Origin of the sequence: Chitinophaga niastensis, from assembly GCF_003014755.1 — a bacterium.
GTDB lineage: Bacteria > Bacteroidota > Bacteroidia > Chitinophagales > Chitinophagaceae > Chitinophaga > Chitinophaga niastensis.
Genome location: NZ_PYAW01000001.1, coordinates 1142148 through 1163545, shown reverse-complemented (window position 1 = coordinate 1163545; position 21398 = coordinate 1142148). Strand labels below are relative to the sequence as shown.

Sequence of the window (21398 nt, the reverse complement as noted above, 5' to 3'; positions counted from 1 at the left end):
TCGGTACTATTCCTGCAAAAACGGATTATGCTTCTTTTCAAAACCAATGGTAGTAGCCGGTCCGTGGCCCGGGAATACCCTTACCTCATCCGGCAATACAAACAACTTTTCCCTGATGCTGCGCAACAGGGTGATATGATTGCCACCGGGAAGATCTGTACGGCCAATGCTTTGGTAAAACAGCACATCGCCACCAATCACAAACTGCTGACCGGCGCAATAGAAAGATACACTACCCGGAGAATGGCCAGGGGTAAGCAATACCTCCAGTTCATCGGTGCCGAAAAGGATCTTTTCTCCTGCTACCAGGTAGCGACCTGCCATGGGAGAAGGCTCAAAAGGAAGGTTATACATGGCTGCCGCCTGTTGGGAACGATCCAGCACCATCTGTTCCAGCTCATGAATCTCCGGACGCACTTTATACGTATCTGACACCAGTTTATTCCCAAATATGTGATCAAAGTGGCAGTGCGTATTCAGTAATCTTATAACATTTAATCCTTCTGTTTGTATATATTGTAATAATTCTTTTCTTTCGTCTTGAAAATAACATCCGGGGTCTATAATTATACATTCCTTTTTACCGTTAATAAGGAGGAAAGTGTTTTCTTGCAGAGGACCAAAAGTGAATTGTTGTATTTCAATCATTGTTACCCGATTTTTTTAGGCTAATTTTAAAACAGATCACAATATTATCAATACTTTCTGTATGAACAGATTTATTACCAGGTTATTATTCCACGGTACCCTATTACTTGGAACGATTGTATCTCAGGCTCAAACTAACACCGTAGAATTCGGACAAAATCGTGTGCAGTTCAAAAATTTTAAGTGGAGATACTATCAAAGCCGCCATTTCAATACCTATTTTAGCCAAAACGGGCTGGAACTCGGGAAATATGCGGCCCAGTTAGCCGAAAAGGAATTGCCCCAACTGGAACAGTTCATGGAATCCAATCCCCGTCAGCGCATTAATATTGTGGTCTATAACAGCTTCGGGGAGATGAAGCAATCCAATATCGGCATTGGACTGGAGTGGCAAAACACAGGTGGCGTAACAAAACTGGTAGGTAACAAAATGATCGTTTATTTTGATGGCAACCATGAAGACCTCCGCCGGCAAATACGCCAGGGCATTGCGCGCATCATGCTGGAAACACTGCTGTTTGGAGAAGATATCGGCGAATTTGCCGGTAATGCTGCCTTAATAGATTTCCCTAAATGGTTTACAGATGGCTTTATTGGCTACGCAGCCGAAAACTGGACTGCCCAACAGGACGAGGAGCTAAAACTAATTTTACTTTCCGGTAAGTACAATAACTTTAATCAGCTGGCTTACGATCACCCCTTTTTGGCGGGTCAGGCTTTCTGGTATTATGTGGAAAGCAAATACGGAAAAGATGCGGTACCCTATCTCATGTATATCACCCGTATTAACCGTGGCCTCAAAAAAGGTTTTGAGCAGGTGTTGAATCAAACCCCGAAAAAAGCAACCAAAGACTTCTTTGTATTTTATCAGAAAAGATTCTCTGAAGATAACCGCAGAAGGAAAACTTCTGCCAAAGGCCGCACTATCGTAGCCCAGGAAATAAATCGCAAATCTGATTTTTACCGCTTTAATGCCAATCCAAAAAACAACTCCTATGCGGTCGTGGAGTTCAAAAAAGGGGTATACCGCGTAGAAATCCAATTGGGATGGAACAAGCCCAAAGTACTGTTGCACAGCGGTGTTATGCAGCTGGCCAACCAGGTAGATCCTAATTATCCTCAACTTGCCTGGAACACTAAAGGCAACAGGTTGGCAATAATATATGAACACGAAGGCAAGACCAAACTGATGATCTACGACCTGATAACCCGTACGACTATACGTTTGGAACTCAACCAATTCGACAGGGTAGTAGATTTCAAATATATGCCGGTACAGGAAAATACGCTGTTGCTGTCTGCCATTAAAAACGGACACACTGATATTTTCACTTACAACATCAGCAATTCAAAAACAGAACAGATCACCAACGATGTGTATGACGATCTGGACCCCTCATTTGCTGCTTTCCCGGGCAAAAGCGGTATCATCTATTCTTCCAACAGGCCTTCGCCTAAAGGAAGAGGAAGTGATACTTCTCTCATGAACAGACCTTTCAACATTTTCATGGTAGATAACTGGAATAAGAGTGCTGAAAAACAGATCACTCAGCTGACCGATCTTAAATACGGTAACGCCAGACTGCCTATGCAATACAATACCACTCACTTCACCTTTGTTTCAGACGCCAATGGTATACGTAACCGTTATGCCGGCTTCTTCAAGTCGCAGAGTGCCGGAGTGGATTCCCTGTTTTATGTAGGAGCAGAAATTTTGCATAACCCTGAAAAAGAAGAGCTGGACTCTGCATTGCTGGCCTATGGCAGCACTGCGCCCGACTCTGTGGAAGCTGTTGTTATTACCAACGACTCTACCTATACTTTCCCTATTTCCAACTATCCTTATGGTATCCAGGAATCCAGGATCACCGGCGAAAAAGGAGAAGTATCGGAAGTAGTGCAGTATGCAGATATCAAACGCCTGATGAAGTTAAAGGTAGATACCAACGTGCTGAAGAAAAGAAATATCACTGCACGACCTACCAATTTCAGGAAAGCGCAGATGCATGCAGATAGCCTCCGTCAGGGACTGCCTACCTATCTGTCTCCGCTGAAGGATACTACTTCTCATCCAAATTTCTTCCAGAATGAGTTTGGTAATGAACCGGCAGATACCAACGCAGTAGCCCTGAAAGAGCCAGCATTATTTGAGAAGAAGAAAGATGAGGAACAAACCCTTAAAAAATCCAAGCTATTCCCGTATAAGTTCAAATTTGCATCTGATTACCTGATCCTGCAACTGGATAACTCTGTACTTATTAATAAATATCAGCCTTTTACGGGTCAGCCTTCCGGCCCTATCCGTCTTACTGATCCTATTAATGGCTTAATTCGTATAGGCGTCAGCGATCTGTTTGAAGACCTGAAATTCAATGGCGGATTCCGTATTCCATCTTCATTGCAAGGGTCTGAATACTTCTTTAGTACCTCTTACCTGAAGAAAAGGTTTGATTATAAATTTACTTACTACCGCAAAGTAGATAAGAGCAACGGTATATTCATTGCAGACTCCACTGGTGGCCGTTTTTCTCCGACTAAACTCATCACCAATATTTACCAGGGAGAAATGCGTTATCCTTTTGACCAGGTAAGAAGCATCCGCCTGCAAGCGGGTATCCGTACAGATAAACTGATAGAACAGGCCGGTGACCGGGCATCATTAATATCTCCTGATTTTAAAGAAACCTACGCTTTATTTCGCCTGGAGTATGTGTATGATAATACCATTAATCCAGCCATCAACATATGGAATGGTACCCGTTATAAAGTTTACGGGGACTTCAACTCACAATTGACCAATGGCGGTTTAAATGAGGTGTTTAATGGAAAAACTGCAGCAGGTGGTGGCAGATTTACTTATAACATGGGTGTGGATATACGCCATTATGAAAAAATCTACCGCAACTTTATCTGGGCTACCCGCTTCGCCATGGATATGTCGTGGGGTACGCGCAAGCTGTTGTATTACCTGGGTGGTATAGACAACTGGTTAAACCCACAGATCAATCTGAACAACCCGGTAAATACAAATGCAAACTATGCTTATCAGACGTTGGCTGAAAACCTGCGTGGATATAAACAAAATGCAAAGAATGGTAATAATGTGATGCTGCTGAATACGGAGCTTCGTTTGCCGGTGTTTGCTACCTTCATTGATAAGCCTATCAACTCTGCCTTCCTGCGCAACTTCCAGGTAACATCCTTCATTGATATAGGAACTGCATGGAATGAGAAACTAAGCTTTAAAGATGCCAATTATACCAACTACACTGATCAGACGTCTGGTGTAACTACCCGCGTAAAAGAAGGCTTCCTTGGGCCGTTTGTAGGTGGTTATGGTTTTGGTGCCCGTACTACCATTGCCGGCTACTTCCTTCGCGCAGATGCAGGATGGCCTGCAGTAGCATTTTTCAGAGGAAGTCCTATCTGGTATTTTGGAATGGGAGTTGACTTTTAACGGAGGTTGTCTTATTCAGGATTAGACTGATTTTTCTGATTAGACGATTATAATTTATAAGATTAAAAAAGATTAGCGAAGATTAAAGAGGAGAATATCCACTTTAATCTTCGCTAATCTTTTTTAATCTTATAAAATCATCAGAAAAAAATCAGCCTGATCAGAAAAATCAGTCTAATCCTGAGTAAGACAACCTTCGCTTAAGCATTTTGTTTCTTCACCAATGGATACATCAAACTGAGGAAAACGCCCATACAGATAGTGAAAGCCCAGGCACTGCGGTTTTCCCAGGGATGAAAGAAAATATCTCTCATATCTCCCAACAACGTAAGCGGGTCCTTTATCACATCCCAGCTATTATAACGCAGGAATCTGCCAATATAAACACCCATACCGCACAGGAACATTACCGGGAAAGTAAACATCCATACAGGCCAGCGTGAGTGACGCTGGCTCCACATATTCTCCATACTACGAATAGAAATATATCCCAGCATCATGCCGTTCCAGGCGAAAGAGAAAATTACGAACAGGTCGAACCAAAGCGGTACGCCACCATCAAAGAGGTGAAACAGATCCGTGAGAATATAAGGCGCGTTAGGAATAAACAGCAACCATAAAATGAAGTAACTATACCAGCTATAGCGGTTCCGGATCTGCTGCGGATGTTTTTCCATCCAACGGGTAATTGCAAAAGGAACATAGGCCAGGAACAGGTTCCATACCAACGATGCACGCAGGTAACTACCGGTGTGAATAATACGGCACAGTAACAGCGATAAACTGAATAACACAGAAGCATACAGCGTATATTGCTGCCGGGAGCGGCTTATGCGGTGTTGTAAAAATCGGACGGTTCTCTTCAATTGCATACGGCTATTTTTATAAGATTAAATAGTAAAGGGGTTAAACAGATGATTAAAAGATATAGGGAATAAATATGAAGGCTCCGATAATAGCAGCTGCTATTGCCGCCACCAGTACTGCGCCCGCAGCTACATCCTTGATAAATTTTACTTTAGGATGGTGCTGTGGCGATAAGTGATCCATCATTTTTTCTATCACTGTATTAAACATTTCCGTAGTCCATACAAGGGCAATCGACATTACTATCCAGATCCACTCCTGTGTTGCTAACTTATACCAGCAACCGGCTGCCACTACAGCTATTGTGGCTACTGCGTGTATGCGTGCATGTGGTTCGCTGCGCAGAAATGCTGCAATGCCACTGAATGCGTACCCGAAGCTGGCTAACCGTTTGCTGATATAAGAATTTCCCATGTTCGTTTATTCGTTTGTAGTGATATTTTTTTGTCCCAATTTATCCCATTTAATGGTGGTACTGAAATACATCATCAGGGCCAGGATGATAAATAGTCCCAGGCTACCCATCAGCAGCGCCTGATCTTCCGCACTGATAATGACATAAATAAATCCATAAAGCAGTACAAGTGTAGCACCAATCGCTGCAGCAATACGGCTGCTCTTAAATGCAGCGGCTGTATAGGCAATAATCAGACCGATGGTAAGTACGCTGGCAATAATGTAGGCCATAATAAAGTTAATTTGTTCTGAAATAGATATCAGCAGGGTGTAGAAGATACAAAGGGCTAAGCCTATAAGGGCATACTGCAATGGATGAAGGGCGCGGCGCTGTGACAGTTCAATAAAATAAAATATAAAAAAAGTTAATCCGATGATCAGTATAGCGTATTTCACCGCACGCATAGACTGCTGGTAGCTTTCGGCAGGCATAAATAGTTTGATGCCGAAATCTGCTGAATGAATGTTGAATTGACTGCCCGTCCAGCTTTGCGGATAATTACGATTCAGGTGCTGTACCTGCCAGGTAGCGGCAAATCCCTTATCATCCACACGACGGGTCTTTGGTGGAAAAGCCTCATCAAAGCTGGGGTTTGTCCAGCTGGAATTAATGCCCACCGTAGTAGTTTTGCCAACGGGAGAAAAACTTATTCTGCCGGAACCTTTTATGCCAAGGTCTACGGTGAAATTGCCAGACAGGGCACCGGTATCGCTGGGGTTGAGCGCTACCGGTGTTTGAATGCCGCTGCTGAACAGGTCGCTGTTGACCACGCCCGGGTTAAACAAATACGGCTTGCCGTTCCACATCATTTGCACCTGGTTATCAATGCCACGGAGATCGCTGATGCCAATGAGTAAAGACGCATGCTCCCAATCGAAGGCGGAAGAAGAGATATTGAGTTTTGAGAGCGCGTCTCTGGTGAAAGTACCACTCAGTTGCAGCTTAGCGGTGTACACTGCAACATTAAAAATACCCCTTTTGAGTTTTTCGGGAAGTAGCTCGCCGTTTATTTTAAGGTTTTCCGGTAGGAGGTAGGCGTAAGAAGTTCCACCGCTTTCCGCCAGTTTATAAGGAATGGCGAGTACGGGACCGGTAATATTTTGCTCATTTCCCCACCTGCTGCTCACTTCTTTGGTAGCTTCCTGCTGCCTGTCGCGGCGCTCCCAGATGATGCTTTGGATCATGGTGGTGGGTATCAGGAGTACCAATATCATTATCAGGATAATCATCGCCTTGATAGCGTAGGCGTAACGGTCTAAGAAAGATAGCGGTTCATTAGTTGAAGGTTCCATGGTAATTGTTTTTAAAAGTACTTTGTATTTCAAAGTAAAAAGACAAAAAAAATTTATTTAGTGAATCTTATCATGTGTTCCAGCGCGGCAAGATGGCCTTTGAAAGCCTTCTCACCGGCGGCCGTAATAACATAGGTGGTATTGGTTTTACGACCAATAAAGCCTTTATGAACTTTCAGATAGCCGTTTTCTTCCAGTGTATTGAGGTGGGAAGCCAGGTTGCCGTCTGTTACTTCCAGCATTTGCTTAAGGTCATTGAAATTAACCTCTTCATTCACCATCAATATACTCATAACGCCCAGGCGTATACGACTTTCGAATATCTTATTTAAGTTGCCTATCGGATTCATGCTATTGATTGAAAGCTTCCTTTTCTTTCATATTTCCACCACATTAATGCGCCGTAAATGATGTGCAGCAGGCCAAAACCTACGGCCCAAAAATAAAGGCCTTTACGCAAAAAGAAAAGATTAACTATTCCGAGAATAGTTTCACAAATACCCAGATATCGCACATCAGGCAAAGTATACTTACTGGCATTAATAAGCGCCAATCCATAAAATACCAAACAGGTTGGGGCTACTAACGGTTCCAGGTGATTGTATAAAAGACCGGCAATAAAAGCGCCCCCTGCTGCCAGCGGAATCGCCACATTAAACAACACCTTACGCGCTGTAACATCCCAGATAGAGAGCTTGTTTTTCCTTGCCCTGCGCCAGGTAAAAAAAGTACCGCCGCATAATGCCACCACCATCACACATAATCCTAATGCTATTAAATGAACCTTCAGCGAGGCGTAATCCGCGTCATTATAAGCACCCGTTTTTTCCCACCTGGTATAATAATCTACCAGCCAGTTGCGGGCAATGGCTGCTCCTACCAGGGCACTGATGCCGGCGGATATGCCACTTAATCCACTCAGGGATATGAAGCGGCTGCTACGCTCCATGATTCGCTTAATGTCGCTTAATGCTTGCAGATGTTGTTGGTCTGTCATACTAAAAAAGTACTTTGCAGTACAAAGCTAATAGAAATATTCAAATTCCAAAATATAATTTTTTGTTATAACTACCTTACCTAGAGGAAAGCGTCGATACAGATTAGCTATAAATGCTATAATATTGTTGTCAAATATGGTTGGCTGGAAAAGAATATTAGCAATAATCATCGGCGTAAGCGTTTGTTGTTCAGGTTTGATGGCGCAGCAGTACAAGGTTAGCGGTGTGGTAAGGGACGCGCACTCACAGGAAATCATCCCCTTCGCCACTCTTCAGTTTGTTCGTACCCAAACAGGTATGGTTAGCAATGCAGAAGGGAAATACTCGTTCGAATTAAATGTTATCCCTTCCGATTCACTACTCGTAAGGGTAATGGGGTATTACATCCTTAAGCTGCCGGTGAACAAGACATTAAAAGAGCAAACAATTAATTTTGAAGTCACCCGCTCAGACGTTTCCCTGAAAACTTATGAAATAAAAGCCAGCGTAAACTGGGCGTTGATACTGCTCAAACAAATTATAAAGCATAAGCCGGAGAACAATTATAACCGCCTGGATAATTATAAATACGAAGTTTATAATAAACTGGAGCTGGATATGAAAAATCTGAATAAAGAGAAGTTGGGGAAAAACCGATTCACCAAACCGTTCGCCTTTATTCTTAATAACATCGACAGCACCTCTGAAGACAAACCATTTCTACCCATCTTCTTAACGGAATCCTTGTCGGATTACTACTATCAGGCCAATCCGCGCAAAACAAAAGAAATTATCAAGGCTGCACGTACATCAGGCATAGACAATGAAAGCGTGACCAAGTTCCTGGGCGGTATGTACCAGAACATTAACGTGTATGATAATTTTATCCCGGTATTTGATAAACAGTTTGCCAGCCCGATTCATCATAATGGTGCATTTTATTATGATTATAAAATTGCTGATACCCAATATGTAAGCGGGCAAAGATTTATCAAACTAAACTTTACGCCTAAACGAAAAGGAGAAAATACTTTTATCGGTGATCTGTGGGTACATGATACCACTTATGCTGTGCAAAAGATGACACTATCAGTGCCGCAGGATGCTAATATCAACTTTGTTCGCAAAATAAGCATGGTACAGGAATTCCGGCAACTAAAGGATAGTAGCTGGTTTTTGTATAAAGATAAATTCATTGCAGATTTCTGGGCACCCAGTCCGCGACCGGGAAAAACCCTCGATTTCATTGGCCGGAAAACTACGACCTATAATGATGTAATAACCAATGATACCGCTGCTACCAATATCTTCGGTAGTAAACAATATCCACAGAATATAGTAGTACTCGACAGCGCACGCATTCGCAAAGATTCTTTCTGGATGGATAACCGGCCGGAAGACCTCAGTAAAAATGAAGAAGGCATTTACAAGATGGTAGACACCTTGCAAAAGATGCCACTCTTCCGGACTTATTCCAATACTATCCGCTTTCTGGCTACCGGCTATAAACCATTTGGAAAAATAGAATGGGGACCTTACTATTACCTGTTTTCACAAAACAGGCTGGAAGGATTCCGTTTACGCCTGGACATGGGAACCACAAAAAAATTCAATAAGGATCTTTACTTGTACGGCTACCTGGCTTATGGTTTTAAAGATCATGTCTATAAAGGCAAGATGTCTGCTTTATGGCTACTGCAAAGGCATCCACGCATGTTTCTATATGGTGCGTATACCAGAGATCTCGATAATGGAACCCATTATTATGATGAAGTAGGTACGGATAATATTTTTAGCCTGGCCATACGAAAAAGCGGTACTATACAAAAATTTTTAATGGTAGATGAAAAACGCGTTGAATTTTTCAAAGAATACTACAGCGGTTTTTCTCACCAGGTAACACTGGTGCATAAACAGATAATGCCATATGCACCATTACCCACTACCGCCTTCTACCCAAAAGAGCTTAATGGTAATGATCCATTAACCAATACGGAGGTGGAATTGAAATTACGCTACGCTTTCCACGAAGAGTTCCTGGAAGGTGATTATTATCGTATCAGTCTTGGCAGTAAATATCCAATAGTAGAAGTAAAATATGCAGTTGGCATTCCTAATGTTGCTAACAGTGGCCAGCAATATCAGCGGATGGGGCTCAGTGTATCCGATTACGTTAAGCTGCCGCCATTCGGTTCCTTCTATTACAACATATACGGCGGAAAAATATTTGGTACCCTTCCTTATACTTCCCTGGAAGTACATCCTGGTAATGAAAGCTACTACTATAATAAATATGCATTTAACATGATGAACCGGTTTGAGTTTATCAGCGATCAATATGCAGGTTTCAACGTAGAACATACTATTGGCAACGGTATCTTTGGTTACATTCCATTAATTAAAAAGCTGAAGTGGCGTCAGTTCTGGACCGCAAAAGGTATCATTGGTTCTTTATCTGAAGCTAATAAACAGTTGAACTTTAACAATGGTTATCCTTTCAAAACATTACAGGGTAATCCTTATTTGGAAGTAGGTACCGGCATCGAAAATATTTTCAAATTCCTGCGTGTCGATTTTGTCTGGAGAGTAGCTCCGACAGCATTGCCAGATGAACCGGCCAGTAAACGTTTTGGCGTATTCGGTAGCTTTAAATTACAGTTTTAACCTGCATTATGAAAGACGTTACGCATACCGCGCTGTTTGAATGTATCATGAGCGGAGAGATTAATGGTTCGCTTTACGATCTTCATAACGATTACGAGTGTATTAAAATCCAGCATGACGCCACTCAAAAAACACTTGAGTTGCGGTTCGTTAATGATGATTATAAAATCATCGTGGAATTTTACCAGGTTACGATTACCAACTTCACCATAAACCCCTCCAGAACAGCTGAAAGCAGCACTTTGGATCTTTTTTACAGAGGAAGATTTGAGAGAAATAATAATCTGCATGAAGTAACAGACCTGGGAGAATATTATTTTTATTTAGCGTGGCTGGAACATGATGCCATTGAATTATTTGCCAAGCAGGTAACACTAAAAATGAGCAGATTAAATTCGTAAAAACAACATAAAATTCCCACATAAAATATTCATCTCCACAAATAAAGTTGGTAATATTTAAAAGAGATGATGCAGAAATATTATTACTACTTCATCTCTTTTAAATACTACAATTTATCCAGCCCTTCACAAATCACGCTGCATGCCCATTTAATTTCTTCGGGGGTAATAGTCAGCGGTGGCGCTATACGCATACATTCCGGAGCAAACAGGAACCAGTCTGTTAATACGCCTTTATCAATGCAGTAATCAATTGCTTTTTTATTCACGGCAAAACTCTCAAATTCTACGGCGATCATGAGGCCAAGAGAACGCACTGCTTTGATAGCCGGATGTTTCAGGTGTTGCAGAAAAATTTGCTCTTTTATTTTCACCTCTTTCACCAGCTGTTCATCCAGCAATGCCTGAAACCCTGCCAGGCCGGCAGCACAATTCACCGGGTGGCCGCCAAAGGTAGTGATATGGCCCAGTACGGGATTGTTGGTGAGCGTCCACATGATGTCATGGGAAGCAATAAAAGCACCTAAAGGCATACCGCCACCCAATGCTTTACCCAGCAATAAAATATCCGGTGTAATACCCAGTTGTTCAAATGCCCATAATGTACCGTTTCGTCCCAGGCCACACTGGATTTCATCCAATATCAATAATGTACCGGTAGCAGTACACTTTTCACGAAGAGCGTATATCCATTCCCGTTGTGGTACGATTACACCACCTTCTCCCTGTACACTTTCGGCAATAACTGCGGCGGTTTTATCAGTAATTGCATTTAAGGAATCAAAATTATTATACTCCAGGTGCAGAATGCCTGGTAACAACGGGCGATAAGCATTGCGCCAGTATTCATCTCCCAGAATACTTAGTGCTCCTTGTGTAGAACCATGGTAACTGCGATTAAAAGCAGCAATCTCCATTCTGCCGGTGTAACGTTTGGCCAGCTTCATAGCTCCTTCCACGGCTTCAGCGCCGGAATTGGTGAAATATACACAATCCAGGTTTTCAGGAAGATGTTGTGTGAGTAAGCTGGCAAAGGTCACCTGTGGCGATTGTACAAACTCACCATACACCAGCAGGTGCATATATTGCTGCGCCTGATCCTGTATGGCCTTTACCACAGCAGGATGGCAATGTCCTACATTACAAACACTGATGCCGGCTATCAGATCAAGATATCGTTTGCCGTTTACATCCCACATATACATGCCTTCCGCTTTTACAATCTCCAGGGCTAAAGGTGCATCGGAGGTTTGCGCTACATGCTGCAAAAAAAGTTGCCTGTTATTCATATCACTTGCTGCTATATTCTTTGCGAAGTTAGAAAACAACCACTAATTAGTAATTGTTATATTTGTAATACAAGCACTAAAACAAATTATTATGGCGCACATTATTCCGTTAAAAGGGATTACTCCTCAAATTGCTGACGACTGCTTTATAGCCCCCAATGCTACTATTGTAGGGGATGTAGTGATGGGCAAAGGTTGTACGGTATGGTTCAATGCTGTGGTTCGGGGTGATGTAAACAGCATCCGCCTGGGCGACAATGTGAATGTGCAGGATGGCGCTGTGATCCATTGCACATATCAGAAATCAAAAACTATTGTTGGCAATAATGTCTCTATTGGTCACAATGCAATTTTGCATGGCTGTACTATAGATGACGATGTACTCATTGGTATGGGGGCTATTGTAATGGACAATGTACACATCAGCAGCAACAGCATCATTGCTGCCGGAGCGGTAGTACTCAGCGATACGCATGTGGAGCCGGGCACCATCTACGCCGGCGTTCCTGCTAAAAAAGTGAAAGACATTGATATGACCCTGATAAAGGGAGAGATTAACCGGATTTCCAAAAACTATGGCATGTATGCCTCCTGGTACCAGGAAGAAGCAGTTAAACAACCATAACGCCCACACGTTATAAAAAAAGGTTATATTGCAGGTAAATATCCCCCTATGAAAACAATACTTTGCCTGCTCTTATTGGGCTGCATCCTGTTTCCAAGCTGCTCATCGCAGAAAACAGGATGCCCTGCTTCCAACCAATATACAAAGGAAATGAAAAGACAAAACAGCCGGGCAGGTAAACAAATGCGTCTGTTCTAAAATCCACACACATGCGCAAAATAACTCCTATAGCAATCCTGCTGGTTATCATTTTCCTGTCTGCCTGCCGTACACAAAAGAAAGGTTGTCCACAGCCCAGACGTAACTGGGGTGCGGAAAAAGTGCTGGATGAATTAGGTAAACCGGGAAAACACTGATCAGTACTGCTCTGCTTCGATCGTTTCCAGAATGGTAGCATAGCTAACATATCTGTCTACATCTATTTCGCCCTCTTCTACCGCTACTTTCACGGCACAACCGGGCTCGTTGATGTGCAAACAATTGTTAAACTGACATTTGGAAATATAAGGTTGCATGTCTAAAAAGTAGTGCGACAATTCAGTCTTGGGGATATCTACAATACCAAATTCCCTTACACCGGGGGTATCTATTAAACAACCGCCAAAAGGCAGGTCATACATTTCAGCAGACGTGGTAGTATGTAATCCTTTGCCACTCCAGCCGCTCACCGCCTTGGTTCTCAGATCCAGGCCGGGCATCAGTACATTGATCAGGGAGGATTTACCCACACCGGAATGGCCGGCCATCAAAGTAGTTTTATCTTTCAGCAATGCCTTCACATCGTCCACACCATCGCCGGTGGTAGCAGATATCAGCATTACCTGGTAACCGATAGCCGTGTATAGCTCCTCCATGGCGTCAAACTTCTCTACCTCTTTCTCTTTATGAAGATCTTTCTTATTAAATACAAGTATTACCGGAATATGATAAGCAGCCGCCGTTACCAGGAATCGGTCTATGAAGCCCTGTGAAGTACGCGGCTCCTTCACCGTGCATACCAGCACCGCCTGATCCATGTTAGCCGCTACAATATGTTTTTTGTTTTTACCGTGTGGAGAGCTGCGTACAATATAATTTTTACGGGGACCAATCTCCGTTATCATAGCATTCTTTGCGTTAGCATCACTATCATCCGGTTCTATTTCCACCACATCACCTACCGCAATAGGATTGGTAGAGGTAATATCTCCGTCTCTCTTGAAAATACCTTTCATCCTTGCCTGAAATATTTCCCCTGTGTAGGTTTTCACCACATACCAGCTGCCCGTTGACTTATATACTGTTGCTTGCAATAGCTTTGATATTTTGAACAGCACCAAAGGTACAGAAATGTAAATTACGAATTACGAATGGCGAATTGCGGCTATAAGCGAAGATCGCTCCGGGCCGTAATTCGCCATTCGTAATTCGTAATTCTTCCTATGGCAGGCTTTTAAATACGGAATAACGCAGTACTACTTCCAGCAATATACATCCCAGGGCAATCATTGCCAGCACGAAGAAATGCTCTGCAAAACGTTTATAAGAGGTGATTTCTACCTTGGTTTTCTCCATCTGATCAATTTCCGCATAAATATTTTTCAGATCACCGGTGTTGGTAGCACGGAAGTACTTACCCCCGGTTTCTTTGGACATCTTTTTCATCAACGGCTCATCTATCTGCACATCCTGCATCACTGTTTGCACGCTGCCATCGGCCATAGGCATAGGAAACGGCGCCTTACCAATGGTGCCTACACCAATAGTATATACCCTTATTTTAAATGCTTTGGCTATTTCCAGCGCGGTAAGCGGATCTATCAGACCAGTATTGTTTACACCATCTGTGAGCAGAATAATTACTTTGCTTTTAGCATGACTGTTACGCAAACGATCTACCGAAGTAGCCAGGCCCATACCAATAGCGGTACCATCCTGCAACATGCCGCTTTTCACCTGCATGATCTGGTTTTTCAACACAGCGTGATCCGTGGTAATAGGACATTCTGTAAAACTCTCGCCGGAAAATATCACCAGGCCAATACGATCGCTGATGCGCTTGTCTACAAAGTCCATCGCCACTTTTTTGGCGGCTTCCATACGATTAGGTAGCAGATCCTCTGCCAGCATGCTACCGGAGATATCAATCGCCATTACAATATCAATGCCTTCACTATCTATACTCTCTGATGTATTGGACGTTTGCGGACGGGCTAATGCCACAATCAATGCGGTTACTGCCAACATGCGCAATGCCAGCAGCAATGGCCTGAAACGTACTTTCCAGGATACCGGCAGGCCTTTCAGTCCTACGATGGAGGATACCATCATCACTCCCTGCTGACGTTTACGCCGCGCAAAGTACAGGTATACCATCACCGGCACCAGCAGCAGGAGCCACAAGAAAACCGGATAGGCAAATTCAATATTTTTCCACGTTGAAAAATCCATTATTTCAATTGCGAATTACGAATGATAAATTGCGAAAAGGCTTTATACAGAAGGCTTTTCATTGACTGTTTCATTTACAGGCTCAATTTTAGGTTTTGTCCACTCCAGAATTTCTTCTGCCTGGCGCATACAACCTTCGTGTTCATCTGCCGTAGGCTGCATTTTCGCAAACTTCGCCAGATCAGCAATAGCCAGTAAACTACGCAGCTTATCACGCTGCTGATTTAATTTGGTCACCGGTTTAATATTCCGCAACAACTCTTCACTTGTTTGCTCCAGGGCAGCAATGCCAAACTGGTGTTCAAAGTAGGTACGCAAAATATCCGTGAGCCGGGTATAGTATTGTTTAATATCTCCCTGTTGCCAGAGCTTTTCCTCTTTCAGGGATTGCAGCTCATGCATAGCCAGTTCATAAGGTGTAACGGTAGGTGTTTTTATTACCGGTTCTTTCTTAGGTCGTTTGCGGAAATACCACCACAGGCCTATTGCCAGTAATATCACTACAACACCAATCACGATATACAACCAGTAGTCCCAGATGTTCCAGGGCACAGATTGCACTGCTTTAATAGGTTTGAATGCTTTAGTCGTATCCACAGCAACCGTATTTACATCTATCCCAATAGGCAATGTAAGCGCAGAATCATGTGCTGTGCTGGCACCGGCAAACACTTCAAACCGCATGGGTGGTATTTCCCAATGGCCGGAGTCGAAGCTGGTGAGGGTAAATGTTTGGTGCAGCACTTTTTGACCAGCATTGGAAGCCGTATCCAGCCCGGTACGGGATATTACTTCAAAGTGATCCAGCGAATCCGGTAATACCGGAAACACTACTTTAAAATTAGCGTCTTTAAATTGGGCCGCTGAAATAGTGGCGGTGAGCTGCAGTTTTATCTGCTCGCCAAGCCGGATACTACTGGTATCTGCTTTGGCAGCTACTTCCACAGCATGCTGTGCCAGCAGACTAAAAGGATATAACAACCCCGGTAAGAAACATAAAAATATACGCCTTATAACTTGTTGTTTATACATGTTTAATTTGCTCTCCTTTAAAACTTATGCCCTGTTCAGGAAAAATGTTTGTAATGCCTTCACATAATCTTCATCTGTGCGTACACTTACCAGTTCCGCACCACTTTTCATAAAAGCATTTTTGCAATATTGTGTATGCTGCAGAAACTGTTGCTCATAGTACTGTCGTACCCTGCGATCAGCTGTATCCACCCATTGCACTGCGCCTGTTTCTGCATCTGCCACCTGTATTAATCCTACTGGCGGCAGTTCTTTATCACGCTGGTCATATACCTGTACACCCACCACATCATGCCGTTTGGCGGCTATGTTGAGGGCATCCTGGTAATCGCCCGAAAGAAAGTCGCTCAACATAAATACAATGCTGCGTTTTTTGGTAGCATTGTTAAAGAAACGCAATGTTTCTTTAATGTTGGTTCCTTTTCGTTTAGGCGTAAACGATAGTAACTCGCGGATGATGAACAGAATATGTGATTTACCTTTTTTAGGCGGAATATATTTCTCCATGCCATCGCTAAAAAAGATAACCCCTACTTTATCATTATTCTTAATAGCAGAGAAAGCAAGTACTGCGCACAGTTCCGTGATCAGATCACGTTTATCCTGCTTTTTTGTGCCGAAGGAAGAGCTTTCGCTTACATCCACCAGCAACATTACTGTCAGCTCTCTTTCTTCTTCAAAAATTTTAATAAAAGGGTGGTTGAATCGTGCTGTTACATTCCAGTCGATAGATCTTACATCATCACCGAACTGATACTCCCTTACTTCGCTGAACGACATACCACGGCCTTTGAAAGCGCTATGGTATTCGCCTGCAAAAATATGATTGGTAAGCCCTTTCGTCTTAATCTCTATCTGCCTTACCTTCTTTAATATTTCAGCCGTATCCAACATATGAAAAATTACGAATTACAAATTGCGAATTACACTAAAAGCTGACAGCTAAATGCTAATAGCTGCTATGGTACTTCTACTGCGTTCAGTATTTCACTCAGAATGTTTTCGCTGGTAACGTTTTCCGCTTCTGCCTCATAGGTTAAACCTACACGGTGACGCATTACATCAAAGCAGATATTACGCACATCTTCCGGAATCACGTATCCACGGCGCTTCATGAAGGCATATGCCTTGGCTGCCCATGCCAGGTTGATACTGGCCCTTGGTGAACCTCCGTAAGCAATCAACGGTTTCAGTTTGGCCAGTTTATATTCTTCCGGGTTACGGGTAGCAAAAACTATATCGAGGATATATTTCTCAATTTTCTCATCCATATACACTTCCCTTACCAGCTTACGCGCTTCCATAATATCGCCGGGCTGAATAATAGGACGGATAGGCGTCATGGCCTCCGGATTGAGATTTTGACGGATGATCAGTTTCTCTTCTTCCTTGGTAGGATAACCGATCACTACTTTCAGCATGAAACGGTCTACCTGTGCTTCAGGCAGGGTATAGGTACCTTCCTGTTCAATCGGGTTTTGAGTGGCCAGTACCAGGAAAGGCTCATCCAGCTTGAAAGTGGTATCACCGATAGTGATTTGTCTTTCCTGCATGGCTTCCAGCAGGGCACTCTGCACTTTTGCCGGGGCACGGTTGATTTCATCTGCCAGGATAAAGTTGGCGAAGATGGGACCTCTGCGTACCACAAATTCATTCTTTTGCTGATTATAGATCATTGTACCTATCACATCCGCAGGCAACAGGTCGGGCGTAAACTGGATACGGCTAAACTTAGCGTTGATAGCCGATGACAGAGATTTGATAGACAGCGTTTTAGCCAAACCGGGTACGCCTTCCAGCAGTACGTGGCCTTGTGCCAGCAAACCGATGAGCAGTCTTTCCACCATGTAACGCTGGCCCACAATTACTTTACCTAACTCCATACTGAGCAGATCCACAAAAGCACTTGCCTGGTGAATCTTTTCATTCAGTTGACGGATGTCGGACGATGTATTTTCCATGCTAATAATTTTTCAGGTGTGCTAAAATAAACATTCTCTGGTCAAATAAAACTTATCACTATGTGAATGGGCCGTTAAAATGCTGTTAAACTTGCCACGGTGGCCATTTTCCAGCAGACAATCATTCTCCGGCGAGCCCCAAATTAATAAAGCCCGGCTGATTTATATAATATTTTTCCGTATAACGTACCTTTGCGGAGAACAAGCTAAAGGCTAAAACAACATGGAAGATTTTGCGCAGCGCTGGAAACCAGTAGAAGATATGCTTACCGAGCGATTCGGCAAAAAGCCCAATATGGAAGCAATACTTTTCCTTATTGGCGTGAATGAATTAAATAACCTGAAAAAGAAATATACCAAAGAACAAAAGCAAGACCTGATGCATGTGGCGGTATGTACCTTGCTGAGCCAAAGCGGTTATTATGAAATAGATGGCTACGATGCAGAAGGCTGGCCACACTTCAAAGAATTACAACCCGTTCCAAAAATGGAAATGATGGAACAGGAACAATTCCTGAAAGAACATGTTATAGCTTACTTTACAGATCACGAAGAAGCATAAAATCTTTTATGAAGAAATTACTACTCCTAAGCACCCTGTTGTTATCCATCGTATTCTTTGCATCGGCCAGAGACCGAAGGGTTAAAGTGATCACCCCTTATGGTACCATGATCATCCGGTTGTACGACCAAACCCCAAAGCATCGTGATAACTTCATAAAGCTGGCCAGACAACACTTTTACGACAGCACCCTGTTTCACCGGGTCATAAAAAGCTTTATGATCCAGGGTGGTGACCCGGATTCCAAACATGCACACCCCGGCGACACATTGGGCAATGGCGACCTGGGGTACACTATTCCACCGGAATTCCAGCTGGACCTCTACCACCGCAAAGGTGCACTGGGAGCGGCCCGGGAGGATCGCCCCGACAAAGCATCTTCCAGCTGCCAGTTTTATATTGTACAGGGGAAAGTGCTTACGGACGAGCAACTGGATAAAATAGAGAAAACGCGGCTGGGTGGCCGCAAAATACCGGTAGATCAGCGGGAGGTCTACAAAACAGCAGGTGGCAGTCCTCATCTCGATCAAAGTTATACGGTATTTGGTCAGGTCATAAAAGGAATGGATGTAATTGACAAAATTGCCGCACTCCAAACTGATAGCCACGACAGGCCACTGCAGGATGTTCCCGTGCAGATCAGGGTAATGAAGAAATGGTTCTTTTTTTAACCGGCGCACCCTGGTGGCAGCAAGCTGCCTTTAAATTTTCTTTCTCTCGATTTTTATGATTAACCATGATTACACTGATTACATTATGTTATAAAAAGTAACAAAATCAGTAAAATCATGGTTAATCATAAAAATCGAGAGAAAGAAAATTTAAAGGCAGCTTGCTGCCAAAATCATAATTCTTTCTGTATTTTTACGGCTCAAAATCAAACTTATTATGAATTTTCCGTCCAATCTGCGTTACACAAAGGATCACGAGTGGATTTTATTAGAGGGTAACGTAGCTACCATCGGTATAACTGAATTTGCACAACGTGAATTAGGCGATATAGTTTTCGTTGATATCACCACTGTAGGTAAAGCTGTAAATGCAGAAGAAGTATTTGGTACCGTAGAAGCGGTGAAAACAGTATCTGATCTCTTCATGCCTATTACTGGTACTGTAAATGAAGTAAATCCTATACTTGATGGTTCTCCGGAACTGGTAAACCAGGACCCATACGGTGAAGGCTGGATGGTTAAAGTAACTGTCAGCAATACTGCAGATGTAGAAGCTTTACTGGATGCTGCTGCATACCAGGCGCTGGTAGGTGAATAATTACACCAACAATATTTTTATATAAAGAGAAGGACAACAGGCTATACGTTATCTACGCTATGCCTGTTGTCCTTTTTACTGACCCAACTTTAGGAAACCATATTGCAATTATTATAATTTTGTGTAGGATGTTGAAAATCTGGAGATATTATATCCCGGCCGCACTTTGGATCATTATGATTCTTGTTTTGTGTACGCTTCCCGGCAAAGACTTTCCCTCTAGCTCTTTTTTAGAGAAAATACATTTTGATAAAATAGTACACTTCGGCATGTTCGGGGGTATTGTACTATTTCTGAGCCTGGGGATTTATTGGCAGAAAAAACATATTACCAATATCGCTTTACTATTGATAGTATTCCTGGCCGCAGCCTACGGACTGGGTATAGAATTTATTCAGAAATACTGGACCACAGACCGCAGCTTCGACCTCTACGACGTATTAGCCGATACCCTTGGTGCTATCGCCGGTGTATGGGTATTTAAGATCGTTATCCACTTATTCTTTAACAAGCGTGATAAATAAAAAATCCCTCCTGAAACCAGGAGGGAATGTATATCTGCTTATGAGAAATAATTATTTCTAATATTTTTATTACTGTTGACCTGCTTCTTTCTTCGCGTCAGTTTTCATCTTGTCATTCGCAAAGATAGAGAACTCACAACGGCGGTTTATAGCACGGTTAGCATCTGAATCATTTGGCACTTTAGGCTGAGATTTACCATACCAGAATCCCTGGATACGATTAGCAGCAATACCCTGTGCTTTCAGATAAGTCATTACACTGTTTGTTCTTCTTTCAGATAAACCCAGATTATAAGCATCTGTTCCTTTATCATCAGTGTGACCTTCTACACGTACATATGTATCAGGATATTTGTTCAGGATGGTAGCCAGTTGTCTGATGTTATCCTGCGCTACGGCAGATAGATCTGACTTATCAAAACCAAACAGTACACCTGCGTCAAAGGTTACGTTGATACCTTCACCTACACGTTCAACAGTTGCGTTAGGTACTACTGTTTTTATTTCCTGTGCCTGTTTATCCATTTTCTTACCAATCAAAGCACCACCGGCACCACCTAAAGCAGCTCCAATGATAGCACCTAATGCAGTGTTACCAGCCACTTTGCCAATAATAGCACCAGCGGCAGCACCACCACCTACACCTATAACAGCACCTTTTTTAGTATTGTCTGCGCTCTGCCAGGTTTTGCAACTGAACAACATAGTTGCAGACAAAACTACAGCTACCAGAACATTGATTTTTTTCATCAGAATAAATTTAAGCATGAAGGTTTTTTAGAATTAATCTTATTGGCAAAATTAATCGAAAAACTTGTAAACAAATATTTTGCCAATTCTATTTTCCATTCACAACAGATTGATTAATACAAATAAACAAGCAATAAAAATATATAAAGCAAAACAACTCATATAGGTTATGCCTCATATGAGAATGCCCGCC

At 42.7% G+C, this 21398-nt stretch carries 23 protein-coding genes; 10 read left to right on the top strand and 13 right to left on the bottom strand.

Annotated elements, in window-relative coordinates:
- Nucleotides 1–6 precede the first annotated feature (6 nt).
- Nucleotides 7–648 carry an MBL fold metallo-hydrolase gene (locus CLV51_RS04910; RefSeq protein WP_106526879.1) on the bottom strand — a complete coding sequence of 214 codons (642 nt, stop codon included), beginning with the start codon at nt 646–648 and terminating at the stop codon, nt 7–9.
- Between the two features lie 61 nt (nt 649–709).
- On the opposite strand from CLV51_RS04910, the gene CLV51_RS04905 reads away from it, so the two are divergent.
- Nucleotides 710–4105 (top strand): TolB-like translocation protein, encoded by a 3396-nt coding sequence (locus CLV51_RS04905; protein WP_106526878.1) that lies wholly within the window; start codon nt 710–712, stop codon nt 4103–4105.
- A 200-nt stretch (nt 4106–4305) separates the two neighbouring features.
- Here the strand turns inward: CLV51_RS04905 and CLV51_RS04900 are convergent, their stop codons facing one another.
- The 5 genes from CLV51_RS04900 to CLV51_RS04880 are packed head-to-tail and all read right to left on the bottom strand — an operon-like array spanning nt 4306 to nt 7718.
- On the bottom strand, nt 4306–4977 hold the full coding sequence (locus CLV51_RS04900; RefSeq protein ID WP_106526877.1) for a DUF1361 domain-containing protein: 672 nt from the start codon (nt 4975–4977) through the stop codon (nt 4306–4308).
- A 46-nt stretch (nt 4978–5023) separates the two neighbouring features.
- Nucleotides 5024–5386: a diacylglycerol kinase family protein gene (locus CLV51_RS04895; protein WP_106526876.1), complete on the bottom strand. Its 363-nt coding sequence runs from the start codon at nt 5384–5386 to the stop codon at nt 5024–5026.
- Between the two features lie 6 nt (nt 5387–5392).
- On the bottom strand, nt 5393–6721 hold the full coding sequence (gene creD, locus CLV51_RS04890; RefSeq protein ID WP_106526875.1) for a cell envelope integrity protein CreD: 1329 nt from the start codon (nt 6719–6721) through the stop codon (nt 5393–5395).
- A 53-nt stretch (nt 6722–6774) separates the two neighbouring features.
- Nucleotides 6775–7071 (bottom strand): winged helix-turn-helix domain-containing protein, encoded by a 297-nt coding sequence (locus CLV51_RS04885; RefSeq protein ID WP_106526874.1) that lies wholly within the window; start codon nt 7069–7071, stop codon nt 6775–6777.
- Entirely contained in the window at nt 7068–7718 is a 651-nt protein-coding gene (locus CLV51_RS04880) for a hypothetical protein (protein WP_106526873.1), read from the bottom strand. The genes CLV51_RS04885 and CLV51_RS04880 overlap by 4 nt, the downstream gene beginning before the upstream one ends.
- Before the next feature lie 136 nt (nt 7719–7854).
- Here CLV51_RS04880 and CLV51_RS04875 point away from each other — a divergent pair, with 136 nt between their 5' ends.
- Both CLV51_RS04875 and CLV51_RS04870 read left to right on the top strand, forming a co-directional pair.
- The gene (locus CLV51_RS04875; protein WP_106526872.1) at nt 7855–10362 is read left to right on the top strand and encodes a DUF5686 family protein; all 2508 of its coding nucleotides are present in this window, start codon (nt 7855–7857) and stop codon (nt 10360–10362) included.
- 8 nt (nt 10363–10370) lie between these two features.
- The gene (locus CLV51_RS04870) at nt 10371–10763 is read left to right on the top strand and encodes a hypothetical protein (protein WP_106526871.1); all 393 of its coding nucleotides are present in this window, start codon (nt 10371–10373) and stop codon (nt 10761–10763) included.
- A gap of 107 nt (nt 10764–10870) precedes the next feature.
- Here CLV51_RS04870 and CLV51_RS04865 read toward each other — a convergent pair whose 3' ends face one another.
- On the bottom strand, nt 10871–12052 hold the full coding sequence (locus CLV51_RS04865; protein ID WP_106526870.1) for an aspartate aminotransferase family protein: 1182 nt from the start codon (nt 12050–12052) through the stop codon (nt 10871–10873).
- Nucleotides 12053–12143: 91 nt separating this feature from the next.
- Between CLV51_RS04865 and CLV51_RS04860 the strand changes: the two genes are divergently transcribed.
- Genes CLV51_RS04860 through CLV51_RS29020 form a run of 3 tightly spaced genes read left to right on the top strand, consistent with a single transcriptional unit; the run spans nt 12144 to nt 13033 of the window.
- A complete protein-coding gene (locus CLV51_RS04860) occupies nt 12144–12677 on the top strand; it encodes a gamma carbonic anhydrase family protein (RefSeq protein WP_106526869.1) in 534 nt (177 codons plus the stop codon).
- A 48-nt stretch (nt 12678–12725) separates the two neighbouring features.
- Nucleotides 12726–12875, top strand: coding sequence for a hypothetical protein (locus CLV51_RS29025; RefSeq protein ID WP_158266931.1), 150 nt, complete (start codon nt 12726–12728; stop codon nt 12873–12875).
- 11 nt (nt 12876–12886) lie between these two features.
- Nucleotides 12887–13033, top strand: a complete 147-nt coding sequence (locus CLV51_RS29020) for a hypothetical protein (protein WP_158266930.1) — start codon at nt 12887–12889, stop codon at nt 13031–13033.
- Here the strand turns inward: CLV51_RS29020 and rsgA are convergent, their stop codons facing one another.
- The 5 genes from rsgA to CLV51_RS04835 all read right to left on the bottom strand — a co-directional run bounded on the left by rsgA (nt 13034) and on the right by CLV51_RS04835 (nt 18100).
- Complete coding sequence (gene rsgA / locus CLV51_RS04855) at nt 13034–13969, bottom strand: ribosome small subunit-dependent GTPase A (protein ID WP_106526868.1); 936 nt, start codon at nt 13967–13969, stop codon at nt 13034–13036.
- Between the two features lie 127 nt (nt 13970–14096).
- A complete protein-coding gene (locus tag CLV51_RS04850; protein ID WP_106526867.1) occupies nt 14097–15107 on the bottom strand; it encodes a vWA domain-containing protein in 1011 nt (336 codons plus the stop codon).
- A 42-nt stretch (nt 15108–15149) separates the two neighbouring features.
- On the bottom strand, nt 15150–16139 hold the full coding sequence (locus CLV51_RS04845; protein WP_106526866.1) for a hypothetical protein: 990 nt from the start codon (nt 16137–16139) through the stop codon (nt 15150–15152).
- A 24-nt stretch (nt 16140–16163) separates the two neighbouring features.
- Nucleotides 16164–17033: a DUF58 domain-containing protein gene (locus tag CLV51_RS04840; protein ID WP_170115318.1), complete on the bottom strand. Its 870-nt coding sequence runs from the start codon at nt 17031–17033 to the stop codon at nt 16164–16166.
- 65 nt (nt 17034–17098) lie between these two features.
- The gene (locus CLV51_RS04835; protein WP_106526865.1) at nt 17099–18100 is read right to left on the bottom strand and encodes an AAA family ATPase; all 1002 of its coding nucleotides are present in this window, start codon (nt 18098–18100) and stop codon (nt 17099–17101) included.
- 223 nt (nt 18101–18323) lie between these two features.
- Here CLV51_RS04835 and CLV51_RS04830 point away from each other — a divergent pair, with 223 nt between their 5' ends.
- The 4 genes from CLV51_RS04830 to CLV51_RS04815 all read left to right on the top strand — a co-directional run bounded on the left by CLV51_RS04830 (nt 18324) and on the right by CLV51_RS04815 (nt 20455).
- On the top strand, nt 18324–18662 hold the full coding sequence (locus CLV51_RS04830) for a hypothetical protein (RefSeq protein ID WP_106526864.1): 339 nt from the start codon (nt 18324–18326) through the stop codon (nt 18660–18662).
- A gap of 8 nt (nt 18663–18670) precedes the next feature.
- Nucleotides 18671–19333 carry a peptidylprolyl isomerase gene (locus tag CLV51_RS04825; RefSeq protein WP_106526863.1) on the top strand — a complete coding sequence of 221 codons (663 nt, stop codon included), beginning with the start codon at nt 18671–18673 and terminating at the stop codon, nt 19331–19333.
- A 217-nt stretch (nt 19334–19550) separates the two neighbouring features.
- Nucleotides 19551–19931, top strand: a complete 381-nt coding sequence (gene gcvH / locus CLV51_RS04820; RefSeq protein ID WP_106526862.1) for a glycine cleavage system protein GcvH — start codon at nt 19551–19553, stop codon at nt 19929–19931.
- Between the two features lie 128 nt (nt 19932–20059).
- A complete protein-coding gene (locus CLV51_RS04815; protein WP_158266929.1) occupies nt 20060–20455 on the top strand; it encodes a VanZ family protein in 396 nt (131 codons plus the stop codon).
- A gap of 69 nt (nt 20456–20524) precedes the next feature.
- Here CLV51_RS04815 and CLV51_RS04810 read toward each other — a convergent pair whose 3' ends face one another.
- A complete protein-coding gene (locus CLV51_RS04810; protein WP_106527580.1) occupies nt 20525–21205 on the bottom strand; it encodes a YiaD family glycine zipper/OmpA-like lipoprotein in 681 nt (226 codons plus the stop codon).
- Between the last annotated feature and the right edge of the window lie 193 nt (nt 21206–21398).

Bases quoted from the DNA above. Each gene is read 5' to 3' on its own strand.
- CLV51_RS04895 (WP_106526876.1), bottom strand. From the start codon at position 5,386: ATGGGAAATTCTTATATCAGCAAACGGTTAGCCAGCTTCGGGTACGCA.
- CLV51_RS04880 (WP_106526873.1), bottom strand. From the start codon at position 7,718: ATGACAGACCAACAACATCTGCAAGCATTAAGCGACATTAAGCGAATC.
- CLV51_RS04835 (WP_106526865.1), bottom strand. From the start codon at position 18,100: ATGGAAAATACATCGTCCGACATCCGTCAACTGAATGAAAAGATTCAC.
- gcvH (WP_106526862.1), top strand. From the start codon at position 19,551: ATGAATTTTCCGTCCAATCTGCGTTACACAAAGGATCACGAGTGGATT.
- CLV51_RS04810 (WP_106527580.1), bottom strand. From the start codon at position 21,205: ATGAAAAAAATCAATGTTCTGGTAGCTGTAGTTTTGTCTGCAACTATG.
- creD (WP_106526875.1), bottom strand. From the start codon at position 6,721: ATGGAACCTTCAACTAATGAACCGCTATCTTTCTTAGACCGTTACGCC.
- CLV51_RS04840 (WP_170115318.1), bottom strand. From the start codon at position 17,033: ATGTTGGATACGGCTGAAATATTAAAGAAGGTAAGGCAGATAGAGATT.
- CLV51_RS29025 (WP_158266931.1), top strand. From the start codon at position 12,726: ATGAAAACAATACTTTGCCTGCTCTTATTGGGCTGCATCCTGTTTCCA.
- CLV51_RS04905 (WP_106526878.1), top strand. From the start codon at position 710: ATGAACAGATTTATTACCAGGTTATTATTCCACGGTACCCTATTACTT.
- CLV51_RS04845 (WP_106526866.1), bottom strand. From the start codon at position 16,139: ATGTATAAACAACAAGTTATAAGGCGTATATTTTTATGTTTCTTACCG.
- CLV51_RS29020 (WP_158266930.1), top strand. From the start codon at position 12,887: ATGCGCAAAATAACTCCTATAGCAATCCTGCTGGTTATCATTTTCCTG.
- CLV51_RS04815 (WP_158266929.1), top strand. From the start codon at position 20,060: ATGTTGAAAATCTGGAGATATTATATCCCGGCCGCACTTTGGATCATT.
- CLV51_RS04830 (WP_106526864.1), top strand. From the start codon at position 18,324: ATGGAAGATTTTGCGCAGCGCTGGAAACCAGTAGAAGATATGCTTACC.
- CLV51_RS04865 (WP_106526870.1), bottom strand. From the start codon at position 12,052: ATGAATAACAGGCAACTTTTTTTGCAGCATGTAGCGCAAACCTCCGAT.
- CLV51_RS04870 (WP_106526871.1), top strand. From the start codon at position 10,371: ATGAAAGACGTTACGCATACCGCGCTGTTTGAATGTATCATGAGCGGA.
- CLV51_RS04825 (WP_106526863.1), top strand. From the start codon at position 18,671: ATGAAGAAATTACTACTCCTAAGCACCCTGTTGTTATCCATCGTATTC.
- CLV51_RS04875 (WP_106526872.1), top strand. From the start codon at position 7,855: ATGGTTGGCTGGAAAAGAATATTAGCAATAATCATCGGCGTAAGCGTT.
- CLV51_RS04850 (WP_106526867.1), bottom strand. From the start codon at position 15,107: ATGGATTTTTCAACGTGGAAAAATATTGAATTTGCCTATCCGGTTTTC.
- CLV51_RS04860 (WP_106526869.1), top strand. From the start codon at position 12,144: ATGGCGCACATTATTCCGTTAAAAGGGATTACTCCTCAAATTGCTGAC.
- CLV51_RS04900 (WP_106526877.1), bottom strand. From the start codon at position 4,977: ATGCAATTGAAGAGAACCGTCCGATTTTTACAACACCGCATAAGCCGC.
- CLV51_RS04885 (WP_106526874.1), bottom strand. From the start codon at position 7,071: ATGAATCCGATAGGCAACTTAAATAAGATATTCGAAAGTCGTATACGC.
- CLV51_RS04910 (WP_106526879.1), bottom strand. From the start codon at position 648: ATGATTGAAATACAACAATTCACTTTTGGTCCTCTGCAAGAAAACACT.